Annotated in this window: 24 protein-coding genes and 2 pseudogenes; 3 read left to right on the forward strand and 23 right to left on the reverse strand. The window is 47.0% G+C overall.

Translation table 11 applies throughout. From position 1 onward, the window contains the following. Positions 1–22: 22 nt before the first annotated feature. Positions 23–577, reverse strand: coding sequence for a maltose acetyltransferase domain-containing protein (locus tag KNO79_RS07375; protein WP_285800627.1), 555 nt, complete (start codon positions 575–577; stop codon positions 23–25). A gap of 85 nt (positions 578–662) precedes the next feature. Between KNO79_RS07375 and KNO79_RS07380 the strand changes: the two genes are divergently transcribed. After that, the gene (locus KNO79_RS07380; protein WP_074037136.1) at positions 663–1,586 is read left to right on the forward strand and encodes a DUF7916 family protein; all 924 of its coding nucleotides are present in this window, start codon (positions 663–665) and stop codon (positions 1,584–1,586) included. 38 nt (positions 1,587–1,624) lie between these two features. On the opposite strand, the pseudogene hisIE reads toward KNO79_RS07380, so the two are convergent. The 9 genes and pseudogenes from hisIE to KNO79_RS07430 all read right to left on the reverse strand — a co-directional run bounded on the left by hisIE (position 1,625) and on the right by KNO79_RS07430 (position 8,575). Next, positions 1,625–2,262: pseudogene (hisIE, locus tag KNO79_RS15765) on the reverse strand (bifunctional phosphoribosyl-AMP cyclohydrolase/phosphoribosyl-ATP diphosphatase HisIE). Continuing rightward, a complete protein-coding gene (gene hisF, locus KNO79_RS07395; RefSeq protein WP_074037139.1) occupies positions 2,211–2,978 on the reverse strand; it encodes an imidazole glycerol phosphate synthase subunit HisF in 768 nt (255 codons plus the stop codon). The pseudogene hisIE and the gene hisF overlap by 52 nt, the downstream one beginning before the upstream one ends. Continuing rightward, positions 2,971–3,684 (reverse strand): 1-(5-phosphoribosyl)-5-[(5-phosphoribosylamino)methylideneamino]imidazole-4-carboxamide isomerase, encoded by a 714-nt coding sequence (locus tag KNO79_RS07400; RefSeq protein ID WP_214691002.1) that lies wholly within the window; start codon positions 3,682–3,684, stop codon positions 2,971–2,973. The genes hisF and KNO79_RS07400 overlap by 8 nt, the downstream gene beginning before the upstream one ends. Beyond that, entirely contained in the window at positions 3,662–4,249 is a 588-nt protein-coding gene (hisH, locus tag KNO79_RS07405) for an imidazole glycerol phosphate synthase subunit HisH (protein WP_078146782.1), read from the reverse strand. The genes KNO79_RS07400 and hisH overlap by 23 nt, the downstream gene beginning before the upstream one ends. Beyond that, positions 4,246–4,833 carry an imidazoleglycerol-phosphate dehydratase HisB gene (gene hisB, locus KNO79_RS07410; protein WP_214691003.1) on the reverse strand — a complete coding sequence of 196 codons (588 nt, stop codon included), beginning with the start codon at positions 4,831–4,833 and terminating at the stop codon, positions 4,246–4,248. Before hisB ends, hisH begins: the two co-directional genes overlap by 4 nt. After that, positions 4,820–5,836 (reverse strand): pyridoxal phosphate-dependent aminotransferase, encoded by a 1,017-nt coding sequence (locus KNO79_RS07415; RefSeq protein ID WP_214691004.1) that lies wholly within the window; start codon positions 5,834–5,836, stop codon positions 4,820–4,822. The genes hisB and KNO79_RS07415 overlap by 14 nt, the downstream gene beginning before the upstream one ends. Then, the gene (gene hisD, locus KNO79_RS07420; protein ID WP_214691005.1) at positions 5,833–7,050 is read right to left on the reverse strand and encodes a histidinol dehydrogenase; all 1,218 of its coding nucleotides are present in this window, start codon (positions 7,048–7,050) and stop codon (positions 5,833–5,835) included. Before hisD ends, KNO79_RS07415 begins: the two co-directional genes overlap by 4 nt. Then, positions 7,047–7,655: an ATP phosphoribosyltransferase gene (gene hisG, locus KNO79_RS07425; protein WP_214691006.1), complete on the reverse strand. Its 609-nt coding sequence runs from the start codon at positions 7,653–7,655 to the stop codon at positions 7,047–7,049. Before hisG ends, hisD begins: the two co-directional genes overlap by 4 nt. Beyond that, complete coding sequence (locus KNO79_RS07430) at positions 7,652–8,575, reverse strand: ATP phosphoribosyltransferase regulatory subunit (protein WP_159562165.1); 924 nt, start codon at positions 8,573–8,575, stop codon at positions 7,652–7,654. Before KNO79_RS07430 ends, hisG begins: the two co-directional genes overlap by 4 nt. Before the next feature lie 110 nt (positions 8,576–8,685). Here KNO79_RS07430 and hisJ point away from each other — a divergent pair, with 110 nt between their 5' ends. Further along, positions 8,686–9,504 (forward strand): histidinol-phosphatase HisJ, encoded by an 819-nt coding sequence (hisJ, locus tag KNO79_RS07435; RefSeq protein ID WP_214691007.1) that lies wholly within the window; start codon positions 8,686–8,688, stop codon positions 9,502–9,504. A gap of 151 nt (positions 9,505–9,655) precedes the next feature. Here the strand turns inward: hisJ and KNO79_RS07440 are convergent, their stop codons facing one another. The 13 genes and pseudogenes from KNO79_RS07440 to KNO79_RS07500 form a co-directional block, all read right to left on the reverse strand. Beyond that, a complete protein-coding gene (locus KNO79_RS07440; protein WP_078146776.1) occupies positions 9,656–10,006 on the reverse strand; it encodes a hypothetical protein in 351 nt (116 codons plus the stop codon). Positions 10,007–10,205: 199 nt separating this feature from the next. Continuing rightward, positions 10,206–10,781 (reverse strand): deoxycytidylate deaminase, encoded by a 576-nt coding sequence (locus KNO79_RS07445; protein WP_078146775.1) that lies wholly within the window; start codon positions 10,779–10,781, stop codon positions 10,206–10,208. Between the two features lie 50 nt (positions 10,782–10,831). Further along, positions 10,832–12,061: a toxic anion resistance protein gene (locus tag KNO79_RS07450; protein WP_078146774.1), complete on the reverse strand. Its 1,230-nt coding sequence runs from the start codon at positions 12,059–12,061 to the stop codon at positions 10,832–10,834. Further along, positions 12,045–12,767 carry a 5-bromo-4-chloroindolyl phosphate hydrolysis family protein gene (locus KNO79_RS07455; RefSeq protein WP_012726129.1) on the reverse strand — a complete coding sequence of 241 codons (723 nt, stop codon included), beginning with the start codon at positions 12,765–12,767 and terminating at the stop codon, positions 12,045–12,047. Before KNO79_RS07455 ends, KNO79_RS07450 begins: the two co-directional genes overlap by 17 nt. 198 nt (positions 12,768–12,965) lie before the next feature. After that, complete coding sequence (locus KNO79_RS07460) at positions 12,966–14,318, reverse strand: sodium-dependent transporter (RefSeq protein WP_214691008.1); 1,353 nt, start codon at positions 14,316–14,318, stop codon at positions 12,966–12,968. Positions 14,319–14,440: 122 nt separating this feature from the next. Next, complete coding sequence (locus KNO79_RS07465; protein WP_214691009.1) at positions 14,441–15,313, reverse strand: diacylglycerol/lipid kinase family protein; 873 nt, start codon at positions 15,311–15,313, stop codon at positions 14,441–14,443. Continuing rightward, on the reverse strand, positions 15,310–16,815 hold the full coding sequence (locus tag KNO79_RS07470) for an ABC transporter permease/substrate-binding protein (protein WP_214691010.1): 1,506 nt from the start codon (positions 16,813–16,815) through the stop codon (positions 15,310–15,312). Before KNO79_RS07470 ends, KNO79_RS07465 begins: the two co-directional genes overlap by 4 nt. 10 nt (positions 16,816–16,825) lie before the next feature. After that, positions 16,826–17,542: pseudogene (locus KNO79_RS07475) on the reverse strand (ABC transporter ATP-binding protein); the annotation flags it as partial. A gap of 107 nt (positions 17,543–17,649) precedes the next feature. Continuing rightward, positions 17,650–18,363 (reverse strand): 3D domain-containing protein, encoded by a 714-nt coding sequence (locus KNO79_RS07480; RefSeq protein ID WP_251125235.1) that lies wholly within the window; start codon positions 18,361–18,363, stop codon positions 17,650–17,652. Positions 18,364–18,601: 238 nt separating this feature from the next. Next, positions 18,602–19,054: a GDYXXLXY domain-containing protein gene (locus KNO79_RS07485; RefSeq protein ID WP_214691012.1), complete on the reverse strand. Its 453-nt coding sequence runs from the start codon at positions 19,052–19,054 to the stop codon at positions 18,602–18,604. After that, entirely contained in the window at positions 19,051–20,235 is a 1,185-nt protein-coding gene (locus KNO79_RS07490; RefSeq protein ID WP_251125279.1) for a DUF2157 domain-containing protein, read from the reverse strand. The genes KNO79_RS07485 and KNO79_RS07490 overlap by 4 nt, the downstream gene beginning before the upstream one ends. Before the next feature lie 16 nt (positions 20,236–20,251). Further along, complete coding sequence (locus KNO79_RS07495; RefSeq protein WP_012726121.1) at positions 20,252–20,452, reverse strand: DUF2187 family protein; 201 nt, start codon at positions 20,450–20,452, stop codon at positions 20,252–20,254. Positions 20,453–20,492: 40 nt separating this feature from the next. Beyond that, positions 20,493–21,125, reverse strand: a complete 633-nt coding sequence (locus tag KNO79_RS07500) for an NUDIX hydrolase (protein WP_214691014.1) — start codon at positions 21,123–21,125, stop codon at positions 20,493–20,495. A gap of 103 nt (positions 21,126–21,228) precedes the next feature. On the opposite strand from KNO79_RS07500, the gene KNO79_RS07505 reads away from it, so the two are divergent. Continuing rightward, complete coding sequence (locus tag KNO79_RS07505; protein ID WP_196430589.1) at positions 21,229–22,767, forward strand: FAD-dependent monooxygenase; 1,539 nt, start codon at positions 21,229–21,231, stop codon at positions 22,765–22,767. The last annotated feature ends 18 nt before the right edge of the window (positions 22,768–22,785 follow it).

Here is a 22,785-nt window from a genome sequence, read left to right on the forward strand (position 1 = left end):
ACCACGCGTTCAGGAGTTTTTGTCAGTCGATCGTCTTGATCACACGTGCCGGATTTCCTCCGACGACTGTTCGAGATGGCACATCTTTTGTGACGACCGCACCGGATGCGACGACGGCCTCATCCCCAATCGTCACACCGGGATTGATAATCGCTCCTCCACCAATCCATACGCGGTCGCCGATGGTCACCGGCTTCCCGAACTCATATCCTGAGATCCGATCGATCGGATCGATCGGATGTGTCGCCGTATAAATATGTACACCCGGTGCGAGCATGCAGTCATCCCCAAACGTGATGGGGCAAATGTCTAGGAAGACACAGTCAAAATTCGCATAGAATCGATCTCCTAAGTGGATGTTATACCCATAATCACATTTGAAGTTCGGCTCGATATAATATGACCCTTTCGTCGATCCGAGTAACGCACCAAGAATCTCTTTTCGTTCTTCCAAATCATCGATTCCAGAACGATTGAATTGTTCAGTTAATCTCCGGGCATGCTTCCGATCTGCAACGAGCGTTTCATCACCAGCTAAATACAGTTCACCACGAATCATCTTTTCTTTTTCCGACATCATAATCCCTCCTTAAAATTAGTATAGAGGATTTTTCAAGGGTTTAGGGAATAGAGACAAGGATGAGCAGAAGGAGGCAGATCACATGAAACGAATACTGGAATGTCGAGCAAGTGATTTTATCACGTTTAATCGTCAAGATTTAATCGATTCGATTCGAAAAGCAGAAGGTCGAACGGTCATGGCCGAGGTCATCCCGACGGTGCAGCCGTTGTATCCAGAAGTGACAAACGCAGAACTAGCACGAGCATTCGGTGTCGACTTGATTTTATTGAACATGATCGATGTGTTTCATCCTTACATTAAAGGACTTGAAAGTCATGCATTATTCGGGGAGATGCCAGGTGATGAGATGAGCGATCATCCGATTCTCGAACTAAAACGACTGATTGGATTGCCAGTTGGAGTCAACTTGGAACCTGTTGATTTTTCAGAGAAGTCGTCCGAGATGAATGAAGTAAAACGAGGCAGACTCGCTTCAATCGAAGCGTTCCAAAAAGCATCGGAGCTCGGGTTTGACTTCGTCTGTTTGACAGGCAATCCGAATACCGGGGTCACGAATGAAGCAATCGAACAAGCAATCATCCAAGCACGTCGTGAATTCGCAGGGGTCATCATTGCCGGGAAAATGCATCAAGCCGGTGCAGGCAATGTGTTAGACCGCGACGCGTATATCCGCTTCGTTGAAGCTGGCGCAGATATCATCCTCCTTCCGGCTCCAGGCACTGTACCTGGCGTCCGTGAAGAATCGTTTCACGAACTCGTTCAGGAATTGCAAGTGCTCGGCGCTCTCACGTTAGCGGCGATTGGAACGTCACAAGAAGGCGCAGATGTCGAGACCGTTCGGGAAATCGCACTCTCTTCAAAACGAGGCGGAGCAGATATCGTGCATATAGGTGACGCCGGACTGTCCGGAATTGCCGTACCAGAGAACATTCAGGCACTATCCATTGCGATTCGCGGACGACGCCATACGTACATTCGCATGGCCGCCTCGGTCAATCGGTAACACAAAAGAGGAAGGAGCGCGTCTCCTTCCTCTTTTATTTACCATTCCGTGACGTCGCGACGTGGTTTCGCCGGTGTGGTAGTACCGTGACGCTTGGCGAGTAACGCTTCCACATCCTCTAAACGAACACCTTTGGCTGCTAACAAGACGAGTAAGTGATACAGAAGGTCGGCTGACTCTTCAACCAAGTCTTCATCCGTCATAGCAGCAATGACGACCTCAAACGCTTCTTCCCCGAACTTTTTCGCGATTTTTTCAACGCCTTGTTCCAATAAATAAGTCGTATACGAACCTTCTTTCGGTTCATTTTTTCTAGATTGAATCAATTGTTCCAATTCATGAATCATACGTTCACCTCCGTAAAGAAACAGCTTCGATTACCGGTATGACACGTCGGGCCATTCGCATGAACACGAACGAGAAGCGCATCCTGGTCACAGTCGATGTGGATGCTGACGACGTCCAGTGTATTTCCGCTCGTCTCCCCTTTCATCCAAAGCCGACCTTTTGAACGAGACCAGAACGTGACGACCCGTTCACGAAGCGTCTGTCGGATTGCCTCATCATTCATATATCCGAGCATGAGGACCGCCCCGTCGTCGTCTGAGACGATGATGGCGGGAATCAGTCCATTTTCGTCGAAACGAACCGCATCGGCAAGTTGTGACTCGTGCATACGTGCTTCACCTCTTCTACTGTCGTTTTTCGGTCATGTAAGATGGATGCAAGTAATGCGGCATCGACTTTCTCAAGCGCTTCGACTACGTGCTCGGCATTGCCTGCCCCACCGGATGCGATAATCGGAATGTCGACGACTTCACGAAGTTGTTCTAAAATCGCAAGGTCATAACCGCTCTGCTTTCCATCTTGGTTCATGGACGTGACAAGAAGTTCACCCGCACCGAGCGCGGCCACTTGTTTCGCCCATTCGACCGCCAACAGGTCCGTCTTCTGTTTTCCACCATATGTGTACACATAATATTCGCCATCTTCAAACTTTACGTCGATTGCGACGACGATACATTGTGAACCGAAACGATCGGCCGCTTCACGAATGAGACTTGGGGATTCTACAGCGAGCGTGTTCAACGATACTTTGTCCGCCCCTGCTTTTAATAGTGACGAGATATCCTCGAGTGAACGAATCCCACCTCCGACCGTCAGCGGGATGAATACTTTCCGCGCTACCGCACTGACGACATCGAGCATCGTCTGGCGACGCTCCGTACTTGCCGTGATATCGAGAAAGACAAGTTCATCGGCTCCGGATTCATCGTAATATTTCGCGATTTCGACCGGATCACCGATGTCTCGTAATTGTACGAACTCAATCCCTTTGACGACACGACCTTCTTTCACGTCAAGACATGGAATAATTCTGCGTTTAAGCATATCGCGCCTCCCATTCAATCAGTTCTTCGATGCTCACCTTACCGGACAGAAGTGCTTTCCCGACGACAGCCTCATCAATTTTCGCTATCTTCAGTTCCTTCACGTCCTCTTCAGTCGTCACACCGCCTGAGGCAATCAATGTGACGTTGACGATTTGACGTAACGCCTTCATGCGAGAAACGTTCGGTCCATTCAGTTTCCCATCAGATCCGATATCGGTATATAGAATCGTTTCGATCCCCCGTTTGACAAGGTCTTGAGCGACCGAGATGTCATCGAGTTTTGTCGCTTCCTGCCATCCGTTAATGGCGACCTTCCCGTCATAGGCATCGAGTGCCACAGCGATTCGCTTGCCATACTTTTCAATCGCCATGTCTAGAAAGTCAGGATCCGTAAACGCCTTCGTCCCTAAAAGGACGCGATCCGCACCGGTTTCCATGACCGCATCAAGTGCGGCTTCTGAACGAATTCCTCCTCCTGTCTGGACAAGGAACCCTAGAGACTTCGCATAACAGACAACGTCTAAATGACGCGGCTCACCTGCCTTGGCCCCTTCTAAATCAATCAAGTGAATCATCGGGACCTTCCCTTGCCACGCTTTTAATAATTCATACGGATCTCCGTATTGTTCTTCCGTAGAAAAATCACCTTCCGTCAAACGGACGATCTTGCCTCCAATCAAATCAATGGCGGGTAGTAATCTCACGCTCGACCGCCTCCTTCCATTCTTGAAGTAAGCTGAGACCAAATGTCCCGCTCTTTTCCGGGTGGAACTGCATGCCCGTCACGAGCCCTTTTTGAACGATTGCCGGAACTTTCTCACCCATATAATCAGCTGCCGCCACAATGTAATCGTCCGCCGTCACGGCATGGTAAGAGTGGACAAAATAGACATCCTCATCGCGAAGGATCGAGTTCCATCCGACGTGTGGGAGACGCTTCGCTCGCATCCGTTCGACCGTTCCCGGAATCAACCCGAGACCTTTTGTCGGCATACCTTCCGTGCTCGAATCAAACAAGAGCTGCATCCCAAGACAGATCCCTAAAAACGGCTTTTCCGTCGCCATCTGTTGCAATAGTGGGATAAGACCCGTCTGTTCGAGCGATTGCATCGCTTGCGGGAAGGCACCGACCCCAGGAAGTAAAACGGCATCCGCCTCTTCAATTTGATTTGCATCGTTCGTGATCACGACGTAGCAACCGATGGCTTGTAACGCACGTTCGACGTTAAATACGTTTCCCATACCATAATCGATGACCGCTACTTTCATCCTTCAATCCATCCTTTCGTAGAAGGGAGACGGTTCGTCCCATCGCTAGAGACCGCTTCGGCAAGCGCTCGTCCGAACGCTTTGAACAACCCTTCAATCATGTGATGTGAGTTCGACCCGTACAGAACAGAAAGGTGCAGTGTGAGTCGACCATTCATGGCAACGGCACGGAAAAATTCCTCAGCGAGTTCGGTATCAAAGTCACCAAGCTTCGGATTGTGAATATCTGCTTGATAGACGAGAAATGGGCGTCCTGACACATCAATGACCGCTCGCGCTAACGTCTCATCCATTGGCATGTAACTCGACCCGTAGCGGCGAATTCCGACTTTATCCCCGAGTGACTTGGCGATGAGCTGACCGAGTGCGATCCCGACATCCTCGACCGTATGGTGGGCATCGACCCACGTATCGCCTTCGACTTTCACGTCTAAATCCATCTGACTGTGAAAAGCGAGCAACGTCAACATGTGATCGAAGAAGCCGACCCCCGTTTGAATGGAGCTTTCACCCGTTCCGTCTAGATTTAATCGAATGTCAATTTTCGTTTCTTTCGTTTCACGTTTTAGTTCAGCTGTTCTCAACAGAATTCACCTCTTCAATCGTTTGTCGGATCAAGGCATACGCCTCGTCTGTCCCTGCACTGACACGTAGTCCATCGGGAAAAGCACGTACATGGACCCCTTTATCAAGGAAGCGGGATGCCCATCCTTCACTATCATCCGTTTTGACATAAATGAAGTTGGCACGGCTCGGTAAAATCTCACCGACTGGTCGTAACAACTCCGTTAACTTCTCACGTTGCGCCGTATGGAACTGAATCGACTCTTGAATATAAGATTCATCTCGTAAGACGACGTTGGCAACAGCGGCACTGAGACCACTGACATTGAATGGCGAACGGAAGCGGTCAATCTGTTCGATGATTTCTTCAGATGCAATCATGAAACCAATCCGGAGGTTCGCTAGACCGAACGCCTTCGATAACGTCCGTAAGATGATGACGTTCGAATATTCGTTCAAGCGAGACACAAATGAGTCCTTCATTGTGAAATCAATATACGCTTCATCCACAACGAGGTACGGTACACGTGTCGCAATGTCAGACAATTCGTCTAGTGTCCACATCTTTCCGGTCGGGTTATTCGGATTCGAGATCAAGACGAGTTTAGGGTCGGTTGTTCGAATGACCTCAGTCAACGTCTCGTAACGCAAACCCTGTTCGTCCGGTTGTGTGAAATGCCCTCTGGCAATTTGTGTATAGATGCCATACATCGAAAAGTCTGGGGCCGGTGCGACCACACGGTCTTCCGTATCCAAAATCGCCTGACTCAAGATGGCCAATAGCTCATCGCTCCCGCTGCCGACCATGAGTTGCGTCGGCTCGACTCCCGCATAGTCAGCATAGCTTGCTTTTAAAGCGAGCAATTCTTCGACTGGGTAACGGCTGAGTGCCTCGAGTGATACGTCTCGAATAGCTCGTTCGAGACGTTCAGGTAACGGATATTGGCTTTCATTTTGATTGAGCGCATATCCCGAAGCGGCATGAGGTACATAGCGTGGGATATTTTGATAATTTCGTCTCATATGTCCTCCATCCGAACAGCCATCGCACGGGCGTGTCCTTCTAATTGTTCTTGTTTGGCGATTCGAATCGCTGCCTTTGTAATCGTCTCATCCAGTTCTGTCATCTCAAGGAACGTCTGACGGCGATAAAAATCATCGACCGATAGTCCACTAGAGAAGCGGGCCGTCCCGCTCGTCGGCAAGACGTGGTTCGGTCCAGCGATATAGTCTCCAAATGCTTCGGCTGCCTCATGTCCGAGGAAGAACGAACCACCGTGACGGATCGCCCGCATCAACGCCTCAGGATCTTTGACGGCCAACTGGACGTGCTCCGCGGCCATCGTATTCGCGTACTCGATCGTATCCTCGATTGTCCGGTACAAGACGCCGCCACGCTTCAACGATTCTCTCGCAATGTCTTGGCGTGGTAATAGCACTAATTGTCGCTCAAGTTCTTGCTCGATTTGATCGCGGAGTGTTTCTGACGTGACGAGCGCAATCGCAGTCGCCTCGACGTCATGTTCCGCTTGTGCGAGCAGGTCGGCGGCAACCCACTTCGGGTTCGCCGTCTCATCGGCAATGATCAACACTTCGGACGGTCCGGCGACGGAGTCGATACCGACGATGTGTGAGACGAGAGCCTTCGCCGTCGCGACATATGCATTTCCTGGGCCGACAATCTTGTCAACTTGACGAATCGTTTCTGTCCCGTATGCGAGTGCTGCCACGGCTTGGGCCCCACCGACCAGAAAACACTCATCGGCACCTGCGATTTTTGCTGCAATCAAGAGAGAAATGTCAATACCATCTGCTTTTGGTGGGGTGACCATGACGACTCGTTTGACGCCAGCAACTTTCGCCGGAATGATGTTCATGAGGACGCTCGACGGATAGACGGCAGTCCCCCCCGGTACATAAACCCCTACCGAATCAAGTGGCATATAGCGTCTCCCAAGTCGGAACATCGTATCTTCGAACACATCGTCTTGTCGGACTTGACGCGCATGAAATGCACGAATCCGTTCCGCTGCTAATGTCAGCGCCTCTGTCAATTCAGCATATGCGACTGGCGGATTAAAGCGGGCCAAATCGACCGATTCGATTCGGTCGACCCCGTCGAATTGTTTCGTCCACTCAAGCAGCGCTTCGTCTCCGCGGGCCTCGATCGATTCCACGATCGGTTTCACGGCTTCGACCCAAGCTTCGCGCCTTGAGCGATTCGTTTCTTTACTCATGCGTTCTCCTCCTGACTCATCTTTCGAATCCAGGCCTTCAATTCGTCAGGCTGTTCTGCTAAAGCTGTCTCACTCGTGATGAATTTTGCATTGATTGAAAAAATCGTCTCGTATTCTTCCAAGTCGTTTGCAGCCAACGTCGCGCCTGTCTCGACGATGTCGACGATGCAATCAGCGAGTCCCGTTAACGGAGCCAGTTCGACCGACCCGTTCAACGCAATGACTTCTACGTTTTGTCGCTTCGATGCAAAGTGTGATATGGCGATATTCGGATATTTACTCGCCACTTTCAATTTCTTTGTGCCGTTGCGTCGAACTTTTGGACCACAGACGGCCATTCGACAGCGACCGAACGGTAAATCGACGACTTCGAGTACGCCTGGCGTTTTTTCTCGTAAAATATCACCGCCGACAATGCCAACATCTGCCGCTCCATGCATCACATATTTATAGACGTCGTCCCCTTTGACGAAAATGAATTCATGATCTCCTGCTTGTACCGTCAACTCACGTCCCCGCTTCTCCGGCCATACGGGTAAGTCACGTTCGACAAAAAATTGACGGGCTGCTTTTTCAATCCGACCTTTCGCGACCGCTACTTTCATTTGATCACCTCATCTAACTGTTCTAAATCGAGCGACATGCCGAACGCTCGTCTCGAGTGTCCAAAATGTCCATACAGTGAATCATAACGTCCTCCTGAAAGGACACGTTTGCCTTCAACACTTCCCGTCACGGTCAATCCTGAATAGTAATCAAAGTCTCCCGTTTGACCGAAATCGTAAGACACCTCTAATCCGATAGTACGTAAGTGTTGCACCGCCTCGTCCACTTCACCGATGGCTTCTTTTAAAGACTCCGGTGCCTCAGACCGTAATTCTTCGAGTGCAGAATTCCCGATTAAAAAGGGCAGCTTCGCAATCAACGGATAGCGATACGTCTCTGCTAATTCACGTAATGATTCTAAGTTTCGAAGTGCTAAGATTTTTCGGAATGTTCGTTCCTGAATCCCTGTCTCTTTCGCGATGAGCGAGATGACGGCTGCTGACCCAATTTTGATGGTCAAACGTTCGGTAGGCAGGACTCCTTCCGTCATATCGAGAAAGGACTCAATCAGATGACTGTCCTTCTCTTCGCCATCGACCCATTCGAGTCCAAGCTGTTGCCGTTCATGGGGTTGCCCGGAATGTTTGACCGTCCGACGATAGACGGCACCAGCGTAAGCGACACGCATCGGTTCATGACCGTCTGCTAACTTTCTTGCGATTTGTAGTGTATAGTCAGGGCGCATGACGAGAAGTTCCCCGTCGTTCCCGAACAATCGATAATAGGCTGACTCGTCAAAGAGCGCTAAATTTTGATAATGTGAATAGTATTCGAGAAGCGGTGGATCGATGACTGCGTAGCCGCTTGACTCTGCCTTCTCTAAAAATGACAACATCCATCGTTTTGGACGGATGACATCTCCTGATTGAAGTTCATACCAGCCTTCTGGAATCGAACCTTTTGAATTTGACCAAATCATCATAACCACCCTTTATCTTGTTATCACTTTACCAAACTAAAGTATTGTGTTAAATTTATCAAACAGAGAAACACCTGTCAACCAAATGAACTGAAAAGGACGTGTAATCGATGTTTGACTTTACCCACGATGGCCATGTGCATACCCCTTTTTGTCCACACGGTACAAATGATCCGATTGAACACTATATTCAAGTCGGAATCGAAAAAGGCCTGCAAACGATGACGTTCACAGAACATGCGCCTTTCCCCCTATCGTTCACCGACCCGGTCCCGAATCAAGACTCGGCGATGTCGATTGATTTACTTCCAGAATACCTCGATACGTTGCATCAGATGAAACAGCAGTATCAAGCGGTTATCGACATTAAAGTTGGATTAGAAGTCGACTTATTGCCTCATTTAGAGAAAGAGACCATTGCCTTACTCAAGCCTTTCGCACCATTGATTGATGAAGTCATTTTATCGCAGCATTTCCTATATAGAGATGGCGCCTATATGCCGATTGATTATTCTGCCGAGACGTTTGATGAACTCGTCAAAGCGTTTGGCTCATTCGAGAGCGTCATGAGAGCTTATTATGAGTCGATTGAACAGGGTCTCTCATTTTCGTGGGAAGACATCCGTGTCGCTCGTATCGGACACCTCGATCTCCCGATAAAGTATCAAAGAAACTATGAATGGGACCGTTCAAAAGTAAAAGAGGAAGAAGTACGTCTGTTACAGGTGATTGCCGACCGGGGATTCGGACTTGACTTCAACACGGCCGGACTCAGAAAACCGGATTGTGGGGTACCTTACGTCGCCGGACTTGCAAAATCCGCGAACGACCTGCACATCCCCTTCACGATGGGTTCGGATGCGCACCTCGCTCAAGATGTGGCGGCTGGATTCGACTTCATTGAACAAAAAAAAGCCACGTTCCTATGAACGTGGCTTTTTGACAGCGATCTAGCTATCTAGATCCCCATGCTTATGGTTGACAACGATATGGCGTTCCATTTCTTCATCTGTAAACATCATACCATAACGAATAAAAGATGCAATAAAAAATTGGGTGAAATGGTTCACCCAATTGAGATCACATTGCCGCATATAATGTTTTCAAGTCGTTTGTCGCTTCCTCGTCCATTTGAATGGCCACGAGTTCAACGTATTGGAGCGCTGGATCTTGATCTTTCGACAATGCGACAATCTCAGCAGCCGCCTTATCTAATGCCAACAAGATTCCTGATACACCAAGCGTCGGATAGTATCGAAGGAGTGCACGAACATGTTTAATCTCTGATACTTCATTTCCGTTAATGGTTAATGATTTGACGGCAAGCTCCTTGTGCATGCCAATCGCAAATTTATCTTCCCACACTTCTTCGAGTGTGATCAACGCCTCTACTTCATATGCACCATCTGTAAAGCGAACGAGTTTTTCCATGTGTAAATTCCCCTCTCTTGAATCTACTTTTATTATATAAGAGATTTTAAAGTGTATATTGTGAAATATTGAACATTATGTGTAAAGTTTGTCTCACCTCATTTTGAACAAAAAAAAGGCCCCTCCGAGGAGGGGCGAATAATGGAAGAGTAAAACACCATTGGCAGTACATTAATAATATATCATCTAATGAAAACGTTTACAATGTATTTTTGTACATTTTTTCAAGTGGCATATGTAACACTTCAATCCCGCTTTCACGCATCAATTCTAACCCATCCCCATGCTCATAACCGACAGCATAAACGACTCGCGCGACGCGTGCCGCAATTAAGGCGAGTGAACAGGCATGACATGGTGAATGCGTGACATACGCCGTCGCACCAAATGCATTCGTTGAATCGGCAGCGAGTTTTCCAATCGCGTTGATTTCCGCATGGATTTCATGTTGCTTCGACCAGTGATGGTGATCATATGGGTCTGTACACTTGATATATGTCACACCATCTCGGATGAGTCGTGCCGGTTCGTTGATCATATCGAGATCCGTCGATGCAACATAGTCGGCATGCTTATAGAACCCATCTTCTTGCTTGATATAGATTTCATTACAGTTCGTATGACCAGATGGTGTACCATTCAGGCCAATTGAAATCGGTTTTTCGTCTTTTACAATGACACAGGCCACACTCTTCGATGCACACTTTGAGTGCCGCTCGGCCATCATATCAGCGAATAATAACCACGTCTCATCCCACAATCGTTGCTTCTCCACTCAAGTCCCTCCTCGTAGAAAAGGAAAGTCTGATTGCTCAGACTTCCCCCTTAGTATCCAGTGTCCTTTGGTAGTTCTTTATTTTTCGAAGCGATTTCGATGACCTTCTCCTTCAATTCGTGCTCCATGCGGTCAAGTTCGCGCTCGGCGTCACGACGTTTTTGCTTCCCTTCTTGCTGGATGCGTAACGTTTCATCCAACGTAGAGAGTAAGTTCTCGTGAGCGACTTTCAGTGATTCAACAGAGACAATCCCTTTTTCATTTTCTTGAGCGATTTCAATCGATGAATCTTTGAGCATCTTCGAGTTCTGCTCAAGCAGTTGATTTGTCGTCTTCGTCACGTCCTGCTGCATACGAAGTGCCGTTTTCTGGCGCGTCAAGCTGAGTGCAAGAACGACTTGGTTTTTCCAAAGCGGAATCGTGTTGACGACCGCTGACTCGATCTTTTCAGCAAGGATTTGGTTATTCTGCTGAATGACTCGAATTTGAGGTGCCATTTGAAGGCTGATGGTACGACTCAATTTTAAATCGTGCAACTTTTTCTCAAAACGGTCCGCTAATTGAATCATATCGTTCAATTGTTGAAGCTTCGATTGATCTTTAGAAATTTCTACTTCTTGACGTAACGGGGCAATCTCGTGTTCCCGTACATGGTCAAGTTTTGTCTCACCCGCGGCGATATAGACGTTCAACTCTTCGAAATATCGCTTGTTCTTATCATACATTTGATCGAGCATCGTGATGTCTTTCATGAGACCGAACTTCGCACGATCGAGGTTATGGATGACCTCTTCCAAATAGACGTTCATTTTTTCGAACTGAAGCTTATAGTTTTCAGCCTTCTTCTTCGCACGACCGATGAGCGGAATGTTATCCATGAAACTCTTTTTTTCCGGTTGAAGCATATCTGGGTCCATCTTACGGACGTTTTGCATCAAGTCAGACAACAGTTTACCGGCATCGCCGCCATCTTTCATCCGCACTTCCGTCAAAATTTGATCAGAGAATTGGGAAAGTTCGCGCTGGACATTCGACCCGAACAACATAACAGAGTCTGTCTTCTTAATATCAATGGATTCAGCCAATCGTGTGATGCGCTCGCGATGCTCTTGAGGCACGTCTGGTTTCGCTTGAATAGCTGGCACTTCATGTGACTGTGTAACGGATGACCATTCGACAGATGGATCACTGAACCCCTCCGTCTCCGTTTTTGTTTTCGTATCAGAAGTCAGTTCTTCTTCCGGCCATGACTGCCAGTTCGTTTCATTCGATGAAGTCATGTTTCTTTCTCCCTTCCGGCTGATCAGACAAGACGCGCTCCATCATGATCAGTTCACGTTCAAAGTCTACGGCGTCATCTTCAAGGAGACGTCCGCGTTGTTCTTTAAATTTATCGACAATTAGTCGCATATTTGTGATTAATTGTTCCCGAGTCTCTTCTTGAATGACGACTCGTTTTCCTTCAAGCTCTTTAAATTTCAAGACGACCGAGACGAGGGAATCTAAATAGAATGTGAACAGGTCTCGAACATGCTTTGCGTCTTGTGGATTTTCGAATAATTCTTCGAACAATTCGTGCGCTTCTTTCGAGACGGCCTTCATTTCACGCCTCACTTCTACATCTTTAATATCTGGAAGAACACGGTCGATTTGTTGTAACTTCTCATATCCTTGCTCAATCGTCCGTTGCAAAAATTGAAGCTCTAAATCGTCTGTCGCCTCGAACTGTCGCGTAGGCATCGGCTCTTCGATTGGTTTTAAAATCCTCGATCCAGAAAACGATTCTTCCTCATCGAGTAACAGTTTCTTCTTAGCACGTTTTGCCACCGTTGTCGGTGTACGTTGACGATGTTTGCGCTTGTTCGTCGACCATACTTCATTCAAGACGAGCGCCCCTACAATAATGAATAACCAGGAGAAATCGAATACGTTAATGGCAAAGTATATGACTGCCCCTGTCAGGGCCCATTTCATCCATGTTTTCATTCTTTTCACCTCATCTCATGTTACTTCTATTGTACATTACGAAACCATTCAACAAAAGTTTCGTCATCCCTATCATTTTAGCATAATAAAATTCGTCGATACCTCCGTCCACAGGTGTAGAATCAACTACCTATATCGACTACTTTCCCGTTGCGAGACGAAAAAAACCGTAGACTCATAGAGTCTACAGTTCGTTTGTTACGTGGTCATCCATGTTGAAACCATAACAATCGCGACAGTTACAGGAATGACATAGCGAATGAGTGCATGCCAGATTGGGTACAGCTTCACACCAGGTTTTGATGTTTCGATTTCATCCTTTAAGACGCGTTGGTCAACGATGTAACCGACAAAGATGGAAGTCAAGAGTGCACCCGTCGGCATTAAAATATAGCTGACGAGATAGTCCATCGTATCGAAGAACGTCCGACCGTTCCAAATCTGTACATCACTTAAGAGTCCGAATGACAGCGCGGATGGTACTCCCACGATGAAGACGAGAAGAGCGGCTGTCACCGTCACTTTCTTTTTCGTCCATGATGATTTCTTTTCATTTAGACGATCGGTCACACCTGCGACGACGACTTCTAACATGGCAATCGATGATGTAATCGATGCAAAAGCGAACAATAGGAAGAACAAGACCATGAAGAATCCACCGAGCGGTACTTGATTGAAGACTGCCGGTAGAACGACGAAGAGTAACGCCGGACCTTCAGCCGGATCAAGACCTGATGCAAAGACTGCCGGGAAGATGGCTAGACCTGCTAAAAGTGAAACCGCAATGTTCAACAAGACAATCATGTTAGCCGACCGGTTCAATGTTCCTTTCGTCTTTATATAGGACGCATATGTCAGCATCGCTGCCACCCCTAACGATAAGGAGAAGAACGCCTGTCCGAGGGCAAACAATACCGATTCGCCAGTCAATGCAGAAAAGTCAGGCTGTAAGAAGAAACGAACGCCTTCCATCGCTCCGTCAAGCGTCAACGAGCGGACCACGAGAACTAAGAAACTGATGAACAAGAGTGGCATCAAAATTTTACTCATTCGTTCAATCCCTGCTTCAACGCCACGTAAGACAATTAAGAGTGTGATTAAGAGGAACAAGAATTGTCCGAGCACGGCAATTTCAGGTGTCGATACGACGTTCCCGAACACCTCACCAAATTCGTCAGCCGAACGTCCACTGAGCGTCCCACTTAAACCGAGTCCAATATAGATGAGGACCCATCCTCCAATGACACTATAGAAGGAAAGTAACAAGAAACAAGCAAGGACACCTAAGTAGCCGATAATGGTCCAACGGCCATGCCCTAACTGTTTGAAAGCAAGAAGCGCAGTCTTTTGAGTCGAACGTCCGACAATGAATTCTCCAATCAATAATGGCAGACCAAGTAATAATGTGAACGCCAAAAACATGAGTAAAAAGGCACCGCCCCCGCTCGTTCCGGTGACATATGGAAACTTCCAGATTGCACCTAAACCGATTGCTGACCCTGCGGCAGCTAGTATGAATCCAATTTTTGAGGCGAATGAATTTTGCGCCATGTTTACCCCTACTTCCTCTTTTTCATTTCATTTTCATAATAATAGTGAAATACTAACACGGTTCCAAGATGAGGACAACAAAAAAACAGAGAAAAGTCTGAATACTTTTCTCTGTTGATGCTTTATGGCGTTAAAAAGGTGAGGGCACGCTCTCGGATTCGGATCGACAATTTGTCTGCTTCGAAGTGCTCCCCATCGACATCGATGATTTGTGGCGCATTCAATTCTAGCTCGATATGAGAAGCCTGGAAGTGATTCCACTCCGCCGATTTTTGATCAAGACCGAGTTGCTGGGCTAACAATTGACGAATCATCGGAAATCCGATTGCCGAGCTGTGTACCACTTCTAACAGCCCGTCCGAAAACGATTGCGTCTCCAGTTTCGTCGGTACGGTCCCAAGATAGCTCCCGTTTCCTACATATAGAAAACTGACATCCCCTTCATAGAGCATCTCATCCCCACGTCGCAATCGAATTTCGAACGGGTCGGCTTCACGAAATTGGCGGATGGTCGCTAAAAAGTAGCCAATCGAACCTAACGATTCTTTCTCATTCGGATCGATTTGACGTGATGTGTCTGCAATCAATCCGACTCCGACGAAATTGAGGGCATACATCTCATCAACTTGAATGACGTCTACATGCTGTTCATGATGCGACTTGATGACACTTGCCGCTTGTGTTGGTTGAATCGGAAGTTCAAGTGCCCGAGCGAAATCATTGCACGTCCCGGCAGGAATGATGCCGACTGTCGGACGCTCGTCGCGCTCTAAGGTCATCAACCCATTCACTACCTCATTTAGCGTACCATCACCGCCAATGACAATCAGATGGTCGAACGGTTTACTTTCTTTCGCGAATCGAAGCGCATCCCCAATTTCCGATGTTTTCTTGATGATGATTTCTTCATAGAGCGACTCAATCGTTCCGATGACCTCTCCGAGCATCGTTTCGCTCGTGCCGGACTTCGGATTCGAAATAATCAAAGCTCTCATAGTAACCCTTCCTGTTCTAAGAAGTCTTTCGCTACATCGTATGCGCGTTCATTTCCGTACGCGACACGTCGATTCAATTCAGACATCTGTTCGTCTGTGATTTTACCTGCGAGCTGATTGAGCGCATCCTCGATTTCTGGATACTCTTCAAGTGTCTCCTCTTTCATAAGCGGTGCTCCTTGATAAGGCGGGAAGAATTGTCGGTCGTCTTCTAAAACGACGAGGTCGTTCTCGGCGATATCAGGGTCCGTCGCATAAGCGTCGACTAGATTGACATCCCCTCGTGCGATGGCGCGATAGCGCAATTTTTGCTCCATTGAGACGACAGACGGGAAATCAAGCCCGTACTCGTTTTGAAGTCCTGGATAACCGTCTTCACGGTCGGTGAATTCAAGTGTAAACCCGGCTTGAATATCAGACTGTACGTTTCGTAAATCTGAAATAGCCGTAATGTCTTCCGCCTCTGCATAGTCACGTGGAATCGCGAGCGCATACGTATTGTTAAACTGCATCGGTTCGAGCATCACGTATCCGTCTTCTGCCAGTGCCTCTCTCGCTTGTTCGTAAACTTCACCGGCATCGTTTGATTCAGGTGTCTCTTTGACGAGACTCGCCAGTGCCGTACCTGTAAACTCCGGATAAATATCAACGTCTCCAGATTGGAGTGCGCCCCATACGAATGTCGTCTCCCCGAAATTCGGTTTCACAGATACAGTCAAATCTGTTTCTTCTTCAATCAACAACTTATACATATTCATTAGGATTTCCGGCTCTGGACCAAGTTTACCGGCAACGACAAGGTCTGTTTCTTGCGAACGACCGAACGCGAGCGGTGTGACGATGACCAAGGCGAGGACAGTAGAAACAGCAATCAATTTCGCCTTGTTTCGAGTCGCCGTCGCACCTTCCATCTGACGCAACAAGAAGTCAAATAAGAGTGCCAAAATCGCGGCCGGGATGGCCCCGAGTAAAATTAAGTAATTGTCATTCCGGTTAATCCCGAGCAAAATCAGCGTACCGAGTCCACCTGCTCCGACTAAAGCAGCGAGCGTCGCCGTACCGACAATCAGAACCATCGCGGTCCGGATACCAGCCATGATGACCGGTAAAGCAAGCGGGAGTTCAACTTTCATCAAACTTTGATTCGGCTTCATCCCACAAGCTCGAGCGGCTTCAAGCAACGATTTATCCACTTCGTTTAAACCGGTGAACGTGTTTCGTAAAATAGGTAGGAGCGCATATAAGACAAGCGCAATAATAGCAGGTAATGCCCCGATTCCAACGAGCGGAATCATCAAACCAAGTAAGGCAAGCGACGGAATCGTTTGAATAATCGCAGTGACACCAATGGCGGTTTCGGCGATTTTCTTACGGCGCGTCAGCCAGATTCCCAATGGTACGGCAATCAATACGGCAATCAATAGCGATACGACAGAGAGCTGCAAGTGCTCAATCAGTGCCTCGACAAGCTGTCCTTGTCTATTTTGGAACGTCTCAAGCATCTAGCTCACCTCTTCCACGTTGTGTAAATTCTAAGACGAACGGATCTTCACTCGCCAAGATTTCTTCTGGTGTACCGACTAGCATGAGTTCCCCATCACGCATTAACGCGATGCGATCACCAAGCTTCATCGCTTCTTGCATGTCGTGTGTGACAAACAAGATCGTTTTGCCAAGTTCGTCATTCAAGCGCTTAATATCATCTTGCAATTGACCACGGCTGATCGGATCAAGCGCAGAAAAGGGTTCGTCCATGAGGATGACGTCCGGGTCTGCAGCTAAAGCACGCAACACGCCTACGCGCTGCTGTTGACCTCCTGATAATTCTGCTGGCTTTTTCGAGCGAAGTTTCGGGTCGAGACCGGCAATCTTCATCAATTCGGTCACACGGTCTTTCGTTCGTTCTTTTTTCCATTTCAAAAGCTCAGGTACGACAGAGATATTTTCTTCCACTGTTAAGTGAGGGAATAATGCAATCTGTTGGAGTACATAACCGATGTTTCGACGTAACTCAAAAATATCGAATTGATAGATTTCTTTTCCATCAATTAAAATTTTTCCGTCCGTATGATCGATTAATCGATTGACCATTTTCATCGTCGTTGTCTTGCCACAACCTGAAGGTCCGATCAATACGAAGATTTCTCCTCTATTTACTGTTAAGCTTAATTCTTTGACGGCTAACGTCCCGTCTTCATAACGTTTTGATACATCACGAAACTCAATCAACCTGATCCCTCCTCAACTATTTCCAAAATGGAAATTCAAATAGTAATTTGCCCGTTTCTCTACTTTGTTAAACAAAAAAAGGCTCTCCTAATTGGAGAACCTGATTTTTAGTATAGCGTTACTTCAATATGTCGACGCCCCCATTGGATCGCGTCCTGTTTTGAATCGACGAGTAAATCGACGATATGTCCTTTTATTCTACCACCTGTATCAAGGGCAATCGCATCACCGACACCTTGGATGTGGACTTTTGACCCTAAAGGAATGATGGCTGGGTCGACGGCGATAATTCGCATTCCGTTATAATAAATCGAATCAGTCACATCATGACCCGTGGCCGTTAATACACGACCGCCGTACGCCTTGTTATCCGCAACATCATTTGAATAAGCTGTCGATTCGACTGTAATGACTTTTTTAGATGTAGATACTGGTGTTGCACTGACTGATTGAGTGGCAGAAGCCGACGTTTTTGCAGCTGTTGCCTGTTCCGCTGCTTTTCGCTCTTCCTCCGCTTTTCGTTCTGCTTCAAGTTTCGCAAGTCTTGCTTTCTCTGCTTCTTCTTTTGCTTTCTCTTCCGCAAGACGTTCTGCTTCGATCCGTTTCTCTTCTGCGATGCGTTTTTCTTCAGCAAGTTTCTTTTGGCGGGCGATTTCTTTTTGTCGTTTTTCTTCAATTGCTTGGCGTTCTAGTTCAAGCGGGTTTTGTACGATTTTTTGTTCTGTCCCGATTCCGATCTGAGCAGCATCTGCCTGATCCATGAATGTGAACAGCCCCATCATCGTAGCTCCAATGACGATCATATATTTTAATAATTTCATCGTAGTAAGGTCATCACCTTTCTCGTTATGTAACGAACAGATGTTAATTTACCACGACAAGTCCCGTCAAAGTAGTGATTTTATAGAAGTGAAACATTCCTGACATATGGCAAAAAAAGTGGTTACAGATTGTAACAATTGAAATATACGTTGATATTCCATGGGTTCACAAAAAAATTACAGATTCGTTACAATCAATCGTGTAACAAACCTGTAATCTTCCTGTCATGATTAACGCTTATTCATTTGGCTCAATTTCATACGTTCTGAGCATACCCCACGGTGCGACATCAACTTGAACCGTGAACGATTGCTTACCTTTTATCGCATCCATCTCATCTTCCGACACACGATACGAACCCATTTCTTCTATATAAAGAAGACGATTATAATAGTTTGCCCGAATACCACCAAAAAACGGTTTCGACTCAATTCGATCGATGACAGCATATCCATCTTCCCCTTCTTTAAAGGAAACATATACCGTTCCGGTTTCGACATCTTGTCGTCCTTTGAAGGCATCATATTCGAGATAGATGGAATCCCCAAAATAAGGGTCATACGGTTCGAACGAAGACCCTTTAAACGTGTACGTCTCCCCGACCCACGATATGGCATAGACAAGAATCACAAAGACGATGGCAATCAAGACTTGAGCAACCGGGACAAGCCAAACAGAAAATCGTTTCATGTCGTCACATCCCCTCTCGTTCGATTACGCCACCATAGTGCGAGTGACAACGCAAAGACGATTAACGCACCAATCAAGAAGAAGAGTGAGATGTCGAGCCGATCCCACACGTAGATGAAGTAAATTGTCATTTGAACGATTAAGAAATAGATGAAGGCGAAAATTGTCGGTCGTCGTGTCACGTCTTGGCGAATCAAGTAAGCAAGTGCAATCACTTCGATGATGATTGCCAGTAAAACTCCTGAATCTTCAAAGAGTGCAAATGGGATAACTGCCAGCAGACTTACCCACAGAAGATCATTCCGTCTATGAATCAAATAGACGGCAACGAGTGCAACCGACAAGAGTGTCGCTTCAATGACGGAAGGCGGTCTTTGAGAGAGCCAACTTTCTGTCACGTTAATTAAATAACCAATTGATAGAACGGCCGCAGTGAACAGATACGTTGCTTGCCATGCGGCTTGTTTTCGATAGAATAAGAGCAATGCATGCAAGATGACGAGTGACCAAAGCGGCCACAGTCTTCCCTCATAATCGATATACTGGCCGAAAATATTGAGAAGGCCATAAAAGGTTAGCCATGCGAACGTGCGGTCCAACGATTCATCGACGAAATGGAACCATATCCATGTCACGATTAGAGCAATCCCAATCAAAATCAGCCCGATGCTTTCGAAACTATTGGTGATGGCTAAAAATGCAGCGATTGCGGTGATCATGGAGAATATGACGTGCTCATACAAGATGCGATGAAGTACTGCCATCGCAAAGATAATCCAGAACAATAGAGTCAATTGGCCAGACAGATTATACGTCGTGAAGATGACCGCCATGGTCGCGATAAAGAAAACGAACCCTAGTACACGTAACAGCGTGACATATCTTGGTGTTTTCAAGCGAACCCGCTCGGCAACGACATAGAATCCAACCATAAAAAGAAGAAACAAACCGATTTTCAAAAGGTCGGGAATCGCTTGCCAGTTGGCTGCGACGAAACTGAATAGGCTAAGAGCCAACAAGATCGATCCGACAATGACCAAAACGGGCGGCTTGTGGTCATGTTGCTCACTAGCCGCCCGTCGTTTATGTTCATAGTCGACTAGTCTTAACCCCGTCGCTTCATCCAATAAACCCGCCTCTTGCCATTCACGTACTTTTTTGTCAATGGACACCTGAATCATCCCTTTCAGAAAAAGGTCAGCTGGCGCGTTCAATCAATTCCAATTCTGATTTTAGTAAAACTTGTTTCTCGAACTCGAGTCCGAGCTGTTGAAACTCTTCCATAATCGAGACGTCACCGATCACAGTATTGGTCAGTACGGCGGTCACTTCAGCGACCCATCCTTCACGAGTCGACTTCACGATATCACCTACGAGGAATTCTTCAGACACACCCATTCACTTCCAATCTAAATTTGTTTCTATCATTATAACGAAATTATAACCGTTTGAATACGTTTTCTTTTATCCGTTTAATAAATTGTGTCAAGAATTTTCCAGTAAGTCCCCAAATGATGTAGTCTTCATGCTCATAAAAAGGTTCTCTCATTTTAATTACCCGTTTTTCGTACGCTTTAGCATTCGCCAATCGATCAAGTGGAATATTTTGATCCGGACTCATCGTCCATTCCATTTCTCCGTGGAATGGATCAATCATGAGTAATGTGGAAATCGGTACGGTAAACAAATGATCGACCTCATCCGTCCCTTCTACACTTGGTACTTCCGATAGGATTCCGACAAACGGATAAATCAATTGGCGATGCGGCGTAGCAAGCGGTCGCAATTTGCCTACGACCTCTACTTTATCTGCAGAAACCTCTAACTCTTCACAAGTTTCTCGTATTGCTGCTTCAACGGGCGTCTCTCCTTTTTCGAGGCGTCCTCCTGGAAATGATATCTCCCCAGGCTGCTGTCGCATCGTGTGAGCTCGTACTTCAAACACGACGTGCCAATCCTGATCAATCTGAACGAGTGGGATTAACACTGCAGCTGTTTGTTCATAATCTTCATCCATTGTAAAACTATCTCGAATCTGTTCTTCTGTGATCCATGGCTGCACAATGTTCACTCACCTTCCATCATCGAATATCATATACCGCTCTATACCCTACTTTTCGTTTAGTCGCTGCCAATGTCGGAAATATCATTATTAATGATAGGAGTTGATCAGCGTGGACGAACAAGTAGATGTATTGATTGTCGGCGCCGGGCCAACCGGCCTGACGCTCGGACTCACTTTAGCTAGATATGGCGTATCTTTTCAAATCATTGATCGTAAGACGACCCCGTCGGATAATTCACGAGCTATCGGGATCCAGCCGCGGACCATCGAAGTGTTTTCTCGTTTGGATGTTGCACAAGAAGTGCTAGAACGTGCCCGAACAATTGAACGGGGGAATCTATATTTTTCGGGACAGTGGACAGCAAAACTTGAATTCTCCAAACTCGTGACCCCATATCCGTTCGTGACGTTATTACGTCAAAATGAAACCGAAGACATATTAGAACGTGCTCTACAAAAACATGGTCATGTTGTGAAGCGCGGTGAAACGTTGTCATCCATCACCCAGTACCCATCCCGTACCATCGCACATTTGACCGCTACAGACGGGCGAACTCGTGCTGTTGAAGCGAAATACGTTGTCGCCGCCGATGGAGCCAACAGTTCGGTTCGTCGGATGCTCGCCCTTCCGTTTAGTGGTAAATCGTTCAAAGAGGCTTGGGTGCTAGCCGATTTGAAGGCTGATTGGCCGATATCCCGTGAAGAGGTTCATATCTTTTTCTCGGATCGTGGAGTGCTCGAAGTCTTCCCGCTCACGGATGAAACGATTCGCATCACAGGAAACTTGAGAACGGATGAATCATTCCAAGAATCGGACCTTCAAGAATTGGTGGAACAACGCAGTCATATGCCGGTCCATATTCGCGACGTTGAATGGTTCTCCTTATTCCGCGTGCATAATCGCATGGTCGATACGTTCATTCACAACCGCATCATTCTCATGGGGGATGCGGCACATATTAACTCCCCGGTCGGTGGACAAGGGATGAACACTGGGATTGCAGATGCCTTCAACTTAGGTTGGAAACTATGGTTGCATCTCAAAACTGGCGCTCCCCATCACGTTGTGTCCACTTATCGGGACGAGCGGGAGCACGTAGCCCGTAACGTGCTACAGACGACGAATATCGCTACGGAGATGTTACAGACGACACTTCCGATGCTCTTACCGTTCCAAGCAATCGGTGCCGATGTCTTCACACGTGTCAATCTCATCAACCAAAAAATCACCGAACGGATCTCTCAACTTCATTTGTCGTATCCGAATGCGCTACGATTACCGTTTCGTCGCGTCGCGGAAGGAAAAATTTTTCCGGAGACAGAGATTTTGCGAACGGATGACGGATTTCGGACTAAAATATCGGAAATCGCGGACGGACGGTTTCAAGTGCTTGTATTTGACGATGGGAAACGTGATTTGTCATCCATCTATGACTATTTGAACGAGAACCAACCGTTCATTCAAACCATCACCTTATCTAAGACGAGTCGCCCGTTCTTTGATCAAGGGAACGAACTTGCCAAATCTCTCTTTATGAAACGTGGCATACTAGTCATTCGCCCAGACGGTTATTTGTTGCATAAGCAACATCACGTTCGCCTAAAGCCGTTACAGGACAAGTTAGCTGTCTGGCTGCCTTCCTCTTAAACGTGTATAAATGGAGAG

The sequence above is a fragment of the Exiguobacterium sp. s43 genome, from assembly GCF_018617255.1.
GTDB lineage: Bacteria > Bacillota > Bacilli > Exiguobacteriales > Exiguobacteriaceae > Exiguobacterium > Exiguobacterium profundum.

Excerpts from the sequence above, each read along its gene's own strand:
- KNO79_RS07490 (WP_251125279.1), bottom strand. The coding sequence starts at position 20,235 with ATGATTCAGGTGTCCATTGACAAAAAAGTACGTGAATGGCAAGAGGCG.
- KNO79_RS07450 (WP_078146774.1), bottom strand. The coding sequence starts at position 12,061 with ATGACTTCATCGAATGAAACGAACTGGCAGTCATGGCCGGAAGAAGAA.
- hisH (WP_078146782.1), bottom strand. The coding sequence starts at position 4,249 with ATGAAAGTAGCGGTCATCGATTATGGTATGGGAAACGTATTTAACGTC.
- KNO79_RS07415 (WP_214691004.1), bottom strand. The coding sequence starts at position 5,836 with ATGAGACGAAATTATCAAAATATCCCACGCTATGTACCTCATGCCGCT.
- KNO79_RS07460 (WP_214691008.1), bottom strand. The coding sequence starts at position 14,318 with ATGGCGCAAAATTCATTCGCCTCAAAAATTGGATTCATACTAGCTGCC.
- KNO79_RS07375 (WP_285800627.1), bottom strand. The coding sequence starts at position 577 with ATGTCGGAAAAAGAAAAGATGATTCGTGGTGAACTGTATTTAGCTGGT.
- hisJ (WP_214691007.1), top strand. The coding sequence starts at position 8,686 with ATGTTTGACTTTACCCACGATGGCCATGTGCATACCCCTTTTTGTCCA.
- KNO79_RS07430 (WP_159562165.1), bottom strand. The coding sequence starts at position 8,575 with ATGATTTGGTCAAATTCAAAAGGTTCGATTCCAGAAGGCTGGTATGAA.
- KNO79_RS07465 (WP_214691009.1), bottom strand. The coding sequence starts at position 15,313 with ATGAGAGCTTTGATTATTTCGAATCCGAAGTCCGGCACGAGCGAAACG.
- KNO79_RS07380 (WP_074037136.1), top strand. The coding sequence starts at position 663 with ATGAAACGAATACTGGAATGTCGAGCAAGTGATTTTATCACGTTTAAT.
- KNO79_RS07455 (WP_012726129.1), bottom strand. The coding sequence starts at position 12,767 with ATGAAAACATGGATGAAATGGGCCCTGACAGGGGCAGTCATATACTTT.
- KNO79_RS07495 (WP_012726121.1), bottom strand. The coding sequence starts at position 20,452 with ATGGGTGTGTCTGAAGAATTCCTCGTAGGTGATATCGTGAAGTCGACT.
- KNO79_RS07485 (WP_214691012.1), bottom strand. The coding sequence starts at position 19,054 with ATGAAACGATTTTCTGTTTGGCTTGTCCCGGTTGCTCAAGTCTTGATT.
- hisD (WP_214691005.1), bottom strand. The coding sequence starts at position 7,050 with ATGAGTAAAGAAACGAATCGCTCAAGGCGCGAAGCTTGGGTCGAAGCC.
- hisG (WP_214691006.1), bottom strand. The coding sequence starts at position 7,655 with ATGAAAGTAGCGGTCGCGAAAGGTCGGATTGAAAAAGCAGCCCGTCAA.
- KNO79_RS07470 (WP_214691010.1), bottom strand. The coding sequence starts at position 16,815 with ATGCTTGAGACGTTCCAAAATAGACAAGGACAGCTTGTCGAGGCACTG.
- KNO79_RS07480 (WP_251125235.1), bottom strand. The coding sequence starts at position 18,363 with ATGAAATTATTAAAATATATGATCGTCATTGGAGCTACGATGATGGGG.
- KNO79_RS07440 (WP_078146776.1), bottom strand. The coding sequence starts at position 10,006 with ATGGAAAAACTCGTTCGCTTTACAGATGGTGCATATGAAGTAGAGGCG.
- hisF (WP_074037139.1), bottom strand. The coding sequence starts at position 2,978 with ATGCTTAAACGCAGAATTATTCCATGTCTTGACGTGAAAGAAGGTCGT.